The organism is Pseudomonas sp. Snoq117.2 (assembly GCF_900110545.1).
GTDB lineage: Bacteria > Pseudomonadota > Gammaproteobacteria > Pseudomonadales > Pseudomonadaceae > Chryseomonas > Chryseomonas benzopyrenica.
Genome location: NZ_FOED01000003.1, coordinates 529,238 through 536,248, shown reverse-complemented (window position 1 = coordinate 536,248; position 7,011 = coordinate 529,238). Strand labels below are relative to the sequence as shown.

Annotated in this window: 8 protein-coding genes; all 8 read right to left on the bottom strand. The window is 66.6% G+C overall.

The features are described from left to right. Window positions 1-45: 45 nt before the first annotated feature. Window positions 46-1,158, bottom strand: a complete 1,113-nt coding sequence (locus BMZ43_RS11870) for a hybrid sensor histidine kinase/response regulator (protein ID WP_064307119.1) — start codon at window positions 1,156-1,158, stop codon at window positions 46-48. Further along, on the bottom strand, window positions 1,151-2,908 hold the full coding sequence (locus tag BMZ43_RS11865) for an ATP-binding protein (RefSeq protein ID WP_093253738.1): 1,758 nt from the start codon (window positions 2,906-2,908) through the stop codon (window positions 1,151-1,153). Before BMZ43_RS11865 ends, BMZ43_RS11870 begins: the two co-directional genes overlap by 8 nt. Beyond that, a complete protein-coding gene (locus BMZ43_RS11860; protein WP_017641527.1) occupies window positions 2,901-3,881 on the bottom strand; it encodes a SpoIIE family protein phosphatase in 981 nt (326 codons plus the stop codon). The genes BMZ43_RS11865 and BMZ43_RS11860 overlap by 8 nt, the downstream gene beginning before the upstream one ends. Next, window positions 3,878-4,231, bottom strand: a complete 354-nt coding sequence (locus BMZ43_RS11855) for an ATP-binding protein (protein WP_093253734.1) — start codon at window positions 4,229-4,231, stop codon at window positions 3,878-3,880. The genes BMZ43_RS11860 and BMZ43_RS11855 overlap by 4 nt, the downstream gene beginning before the upstream one ends. A 4-nt stretch (window positions 4,232-4,235) precedes the next feature. Continuing rightward, a complete protein-coding gene (locus BMZ43_RS11850; protein ID WP_064307122.1) occupies window positions 4,236-4,661 on the bottom strand; it encodes an STAS domain-containing protein in 426 nt (141 codons plus the stop codon). Between the two features lie 9 nt (window positions 4,662-4,670). Then, window positions 4,671-5,510, bottom strand: a complete 840-nt coding sequence (locus tag BMZ43_RS11845) for an STAS domain-containing protein (RefSeq protein WP_017641530.1) — start codon at window positions 5,508-5,510, stop codon at window positions 4,671-4,673. Between the two features lie 118 nt (window positions 5,511-5,628). After that, entirely contained in the window at window positions 5,629-5,892 is a 264-nt protein-coding gene (locus BMZ43_RS11840) for a PepSY domain-containing protein (protein WP_007160186.1), read from the bottom strand. Window positions 5,893-5,967: 75 nt separating this feature from the next. Next, a complete protein-coding gene (locus BMZ43_RS11835; protein ID WP_064307123.1) occupies window positions 5,968-6,933 on the bottom strand; it encodes a CHAD domain-containing protein in 966 nt (321 codons plus the stop codon). Between the last annotated feature and the right edge of the window lie 78 nt (window positions 6,934-7,011).

Below are 7,011 nucleotides of genomic sequence, written 5' to 3'. Positions count from 1 at the left end.
TGGAGCTGTCTCAGCTCCACCTACATCCGGTCCCTAGGCGCTGCGCTAGGCCAGGCGCAGCGGCAGGTGCAGGGTGATGATCACCTCGCCCGCGCCATTGGCGAAGCGCGCCTCGCCACCAAAGCTTTCGCTGAGCGCCTTGACGATGGGCAGTCCCAGGCCCCAGCCGCGCTTGTCGCTGCGGGTGGAGATGAAATAGGGCGTGGCCAGGTTGGCCAGGACCTCGTCGGGAAACTGCCCCAGGTTGCGCAGCTCCAGCATGACCTGATCGCCAGCCAGCCATTGCCGCACCTGGATCGGCGTTCCCGTGTCGCCATGCTTGGCGGCGTTGAGCACCAGGTTGTCGAAGATGCGCAGGAAGGCGTATCTGTCCCACAGCACCTCCAGCGCCGGGGTCTCCAGCTGCAGCTCGAGGTGATTGCCGAATTGCAGCCGTAGATTGGCCGCGGCGTCGTTCAGCAGCGGACCCAGCACTAGCGGATCGCCGCTGAGACGGACACCGCCGCCCAGGCTCATGTGGCTGATGTCGAGCACGTCGGTGATCATCTGGTTCATGCGCTGCAGGTTGTCGTGCAAGGTCTGCAGCAGATCGTCGGTGCGTCGCGCCGGGCTGCGCTGCATCAGGTTGACCACCATGGTGGCGGCGGTCAGCGGCGAGCGCAGGTCGTGGTTGAGCGATCTCATGAAGCGTTCCAGCATGACCTTTTCCGCCTGCAGGTTCTCGCTGCGGGCGATGGCCGAATTGCGCTGCTGCTCCATGTGCCCGACCCGGGAGCTGGCCTTGAGCAGGGCGCCGACGGTGGCCAGCACCTCTTCCGGATTGATCGGGTGGGTCAGGTAGGCCTGGGCGCCGGTGTTGAAGCCCTGGGCCTTGTCCTTGCCGGAGACGAAGGTGGCCGAGATGTTGATGATGGCCGGCAGCCGACCCCAACCGCACCTGTGCTCGATGGCCTGGATCAGCTCGAAGCCGGTGGTGTCCGGTAGATTGACGTCGATGATCACCAGTTCGACGGATTCGTCGATCAGCGCCAGGCCAGCGGCACCGCTGGCCGCTTCCAGCACTTCGTAGTGGGTCTGGCTGCCGAGGATCTTGCGCAGCACATAGCGATTGGCCTCGGTGTCATCGATGATGACGATACGGCGCTGGGCACTAGTCATCGGACAGGCTCCGCGCCAGCGCACAGACCTCGGCCAGCAGCCGCTCGGCGTGATCGGGGGCGTGCTTGAACAGGATGGCGTGGCAGTAGTCCTGCAGACGTTGGCGACCCGCCTCGTCCAGGGGCTGGGCGGTGTTGATCAGCACCCGTCGGTGCATGCTCCAGTCCATGCTGGCGAGCAGATCCTCGCCGTTGATGTCGGGCAGGTCGAGGTCAAGGATGATGATGTCCGGGCGTACCGCATTGAGCCGATCCAGGCTGCTGCGGGCGCTGTCGGCCTCCAGCAGCACCGGATTGAGCCGTTCGAGGGTACGACGGACCAGATAGCGATCCCCTTCGTTGTCCTCGATCACCAGCACGGTGAGGCCGCTGAGATCGGGTTCCGGCTCGGCAGCGCGGTGGTTGGCGTAGTGGCGCGGCAGGCGCAGGGTGAAGCGACTGCCGCGGCCGACCTCGCTGTCCAGGGACAGCTCGCCGCGCAGCAGCACGGCCAGGCGTTGCGCCAGGGGCAGGCCCAGGCCGGTGCCTTCGATATGGGTCAGGTGCGGCGAGCGGATCCGCTCGAATTCCTCGAAGATCTTCTGCTGATCCGCGGCGGCGATGCCGATGCCGCTGTCTTCCACCAGGAATTCCAGGCTGGCGTCGTCCGGCTGGAACACCTGGATGCGCACCTGGCCCCGAGGGGTGTACTTGAAGGCGTTGGAGATCAGATTGCGCAGCACCTGGAACAGCCGGCTCTCGTCGGTATCCAGCAGCACCTCGGCGGGCGGCGGGGCGACGCTGAAACTGACCTGGGGATAGCGCGGCGCCAGGGCGGCGGCGAACTGTTCCAGGCGGTCGACGAAGGGCCCCAGCGGGAAGGGCTGGGGCACGATGGTCAGGCGACCGGACTGTACCTCGGCCAGGGCCAGCAGCTCGCTGACCAGATTGGCCAGTTCCAGCGCCGCATCGCTGATGAAGCGCACCTGGCGCTGCTGTTCTGCATTGAGCGCCCCGTCCACGCCGCTGGCGAGCAGCTTGGCGACGTTCTCGATGATGTTGATCGGGGTGCGGAATTCATGGGTCATGTTGGAGAAGAAGCGCGTCTTCGCCTCGCTGGCCTCCTTGAGTTCCTGGGTGGCCTTTTCCAGTTCGGAATAGAGCGCCACCACCCCCTGGTTGGTGTTTTCCAGTTCCTTGTTGGTGACCTCCAGCTCCGACTGGCGCAGTTGCAGTTCGGTGTTGGTCAGCAGCAGTTCTTCGCTCTGCAGGCGGATCTGCTGATAGGGATCCGGTGGCGGACTGCCTTGCAGGTCGGCCGTCAGCGCCTGGAGCAGGTCAGCGTCGGGAAAGGGCCGTGGCGCCTGGTACTTGCGGGCGGTGATGCGGGTGCCGGCGGGGGAGGTCTGGATGTCGAAGTCGTCGAACAGCCGCTGGGCGCCGCGCAGGCCGATACCCATGCCGGTGTTGGAGCGATAGCTGCCCGCGCGGATGGCGTCCATCTCGGCGATGCCCGGGCCCTGGTCGACCGCCCGCACCTCCAAGCCGCGCATGCGCTGGCCGTCGTCTCGCAGCAGGGCGAAGTCGAAATGCCCGCTGCCGGCGTATTGATGGATGTTGCGCGCCAGTTCGGAGACCGCGGTGGCCAGGCGGATCTGCTCCAGCACCGGCCATTCCAGCGCCGCGGCCAGGCGCTTGGCGGCCTGGCGGCAGTGCACGATGTCCTGCTCGCTGCGCAGGGCGAGGGTCAGCAGGGGCAAGACGTCAGACATGCTTGAGTACCAAGACGGTGGCATCGTCGGCGGAACGCCGGAAGTCGCGATGCAGAAGGGCGGCGATCAGCGCCGGATGGCGCGCCCCGAGCCCGGAGTGCTCGCCCAGGCCTACCTTGGACGTCAGTCCATCGGAGTTCAGCACCAGCAGGGTGCCGGGTGTCCAGGGGTAGGTATAGGTCTGGATCCGTCCGATCCGGTAGCCCAGGGTGCCATTGTTGGACACCAGGCTGCGCGAGGTGTTGCCGAGCAGGCGCCCGGCGATGTTGCCGATGCCGCAAAAGCTCACCTGGCCCTGATCGGGGTCCAGCTCGGCCAGGGCCAGGGCGGCGCCACGGGTGTCCATCAGCGCCTGGTGCAGGTTCTCCATCAGTCGCTGCAGCGGCAGGTGCGCGCCATGGCGCAGGAACAATTCTCGCGCCCGGCGACTGGCCGTGGCGGCCTGCCGGCCGTGTCCCAGGCCATCGCAGACCAGCAGGCGGCGCCCGCTGACCGCCCAGGTGTCGCCGCAGACCTCTTCCTCGGGGTGCGGCGTGCACAGGGCGCCATGCTGCAGCCGGCTGCTGGGCGTGCCCGCCAGATGAAAGCGGGCCAGCACCACGGTGCCCTGACCGGGTCGCGAATGGATGTCGAACACATCGGCCTGCCGGCGGATCGCCCCCAGGCCGGCACCCAGCGTCGCGGCCGTGCTGTAGTGATCGCTCAGGCAGCGGGCGACGTCGTGCATGCCCGGGCCGCGATCCACCGCCAGGACATCGAGCACGCCTTCGCCGCTCAGGGTAGCCAGGAGTTCGCCATGTCCGGCATGCCGAACCAGGTTGTAGCCCAGCTCCTGGGCGACGATGGTCAGGCGCCCGAGCAGGGTTTCGTCGGTGGTGACGGTGCCAGCCAGGCGGACCAGGGCGCGCCGGGCGGCATCGACATGGACCGTGGTGGTCACCGGCAGCACCAGGCTGCACGGCTGGTCGTTCATCGCCACTTCCAGAGCTCGACGGTGGTGCCCTGGCCGGGCTGACTCTCGATGTGGAAGTCGTCCACCAGCCGCCGCGAACCGGACAGCCCCAGACCCAGGCCCTTGCCCGAGGTGTAGCCGTCGACCATGGCGCGGTCGAGGTCGGCGATGCCCGGACCCTGGTCACGGATCACCAGGCGGATCGCCGGCTTGCCGGCGCGCACCGTCTCCTCGATCAGGCATTCGCCGCCCAATCCGTAGACCAGGCCGTTGCGCGCGATCTCGCTGGCCGCGGTGACGATCTTGGTCTGGGAGATCAGGCCCAGGCGGATGGCTTCGGCGACCTTGCGCACCTGCTGACGGATCAGCACGATGTCAGTCTCCTGGCGGAGTGGAAGCGTCTGTGTCTTCGCCACCCTCTGACTCCTCCAGCGATTCGTCCGCGGCGACCATGGCTTCCAGCCGGCGCATGCCCTTTTCCATGTTCAGCGCCGTGGCGATGCCCTCCAGCGACAGCCCCAGTTCCACCAGGGTGATGGCCACCGCCGGCTGCATGCCGACCACGATCACCTTGGCATCGAGGATGCGCGAGACCTGGGCGATGTGGGACAGCATCCGGCCAATGAAGGAGTCGACGATTTCCAGGGCCGAGATGTCGATGAGCACGCCCTTGGCCTTGTGGCGGACGATCTGCTCGGTGAGGTCTTCCTGCAGGTCCAGCGCCAGCTGGTCGTGCATGTCCACCTGGATGCTCAGCAGCAGGAAGGGGCCGAGCTTGAGAATCGGAATCCGGTCGATCATGGCGCGCTCCTAGCCCTTGGCGGGGGCGGCCAGGCGCACGCCCTGCTGGCGCAAGGCCAGGCGGAAGGCATCGGCCAGCGACGCCTTGGTGATTACATCGCCCAGGTCCACGCCCAGATGGACGATGGTGGCGGCGATCTGCGGGCGGATGCCGCTGATGATGCACTGGGCGCCCATCAGCCTGGCGGCGGTCACCGTCTTGAGCAGGTGCTGGGCGACCATGGTGTCCACCGTGGGCACGCCGGTGATGTCGATGATGGCGAGGTCCGATTCGGTCTGGACGATCTTTTCCAGCAGCGACTCCATCACCACCTGGGTGCGGTTGCTGTCCAGCGCGCCGATCAGCGGGATGGCCAGGATGCCGTCCCACAGTTCCACCACCGGGGTGGACAGTTCCAGCATGCTTTCCTGCTGCTCGCGAATCACCGTCTCGCGACCGTTCACATAGCTTTCCATGCTGTACAGACCGAGGTCGTCGATCAGCCGGGTGGCGGCCCAGATTTCGGCGAGGGGATCGTCGCATTCGTTCTGGATCAGGGTGAACAGCGGCTCCTTGAGCGAGAAGACGAAGGTCGCCGTCTGCGACGGCGTCAGGCCGGCACGACTCTGGTCGAAGGAAAACCGCTCCAGCAGCGCGCGCACCGGCTGCCAGTGCGGCTCGCGCAGATCACCCAGGCCCTGGGCGGCGGCCACGGTGATGCGCCGCAACAGCTCGGCGGAGTTGGCCAGGATGGTGGTTTCGTCGAGCAGGTCGATGCGCATGCCGGCCGCGCGCTGGGCGCCGATCCAGGCGTCGAGCAGCGCCCGCTCGTGGGTGCGCAGCAGCTCGACCAAAGCGGTACTGTACATGGGGGTTCCTAGGTGACGAAGAGGGCGGCTCAGGAAGGGCCGACCGGACGAAGAGGGTGTGGGAAAGAGACGGCAGGCGCGAAGGGGGACCCGGCGCTACGGCCAGGTCCCCGAGAGATCACATGTCCATCTTTTCCTTGGTGATCTTGCCGGTCTTGGCGTCGGCATGGAAGTCATACTTCATACCATCTTTCTTCATGCCTTCACCTTCCCACTGACCGTCATCGGCTTCGATCTTGGTGATCGAGGTGTAGCCCTGCTCCATGAGCTTGGACTTGACGTCGTTCATGGGCATCCAGTCGGCGCCGGGCTGGTCGGCCAGGGCCGCGGTGCTGGCCAGGACGGAACAGGCAAACAGGGAAGCGAGCAGCTTGGATTTCATCGCGAGACCTCGTCGTGGTGGTATGTCCTGACCTTGGACCACCACCACGTGCGACAGATCCGTCTGGCCCAGGCGTTAGACTGACGATTCTTCGACCAGGTGTGGCAACAGCCCGGCAGGGGCCTTGGCGCTCTTGGGCTTGGCTTTGCGCGACTCATAGGGGCGGCTGGCCAATCGCCAGAGGTCCCGCCAGCGTTCGGCGAGGGCGGTGGGCTTGTCCAGATAGAGACGCAGGCCCAGGGAAAAGGCCTTCGCCTGCAAGCGCTCGCGCTGCTGGGCCAGGCTCTCGCCAATCGCCAGGCGGGTATTGCTGGCGCCGAACAGCGTCGGCTCGCTTTCCAGCAACAGCTGCATCACCGCCAGGTCGTGATCGTCGCCCAGGTATTCCGAAAGACGCTTGAGGCTCTTCTGGCGCGTCTTGAATTCCGCCGGCCAGGCCGCGGCCAGCAGTTGGGTGTGATACCAGTGATCCTTCACCCGCTTGCGCCAGTCGTGCAGGGTCTCGTCGGTGGGCTTGTCGCGGGCGGTCTTGAGCGCCTGGCGCCCGGCCTTGTAGTTGTCTTCCAGGCCACGGGCGAACAGCCCGAAGCCCTTGCCGGAGAGCTTCCAGCCGGCCACTTCCTCGCGCAGGGCGGTCAGTTCCTCGAGCAACTCGGGATGGCCGCTGGCCGCGGCGATCTGCTGGTCGGCGCGCTCCTGCAGGCGCTGGCGCACCCGCTTCATGGCCGGCGAAGCGAACCTCTTGCGGTCGGACTCACCCAGCTTGTCCCAGCTTTCCACCAGGGCGGCGCTGTCGCGTAGCGACGACAGCTGGCGGCCCAGGTCGCGCAGGCGCCGATTGCGACTGGCGAAGGCACGCTTGCCCAGGGCGCCGTGCAACAGCCGCAAGAGGGCGCGTAGTTCCTTGAGGCGCTTGCGCGTCTCGTGGACGCCTTTGGGGGTACCGCTCGCCAGGGACGTCTCAGCCTGTACCAGACGATCCGTCACCACGCGGCGGACTTCCTCGTCAGCTGCTTGCCGCGCATCGAAACGAAAGGCCATCGAACTCTCCTCAATAGGTGGACTGCAGACCCGCGCTGCGCGGGAGCGTAACGGTAAGAAAGACCTCCACGACAGCAG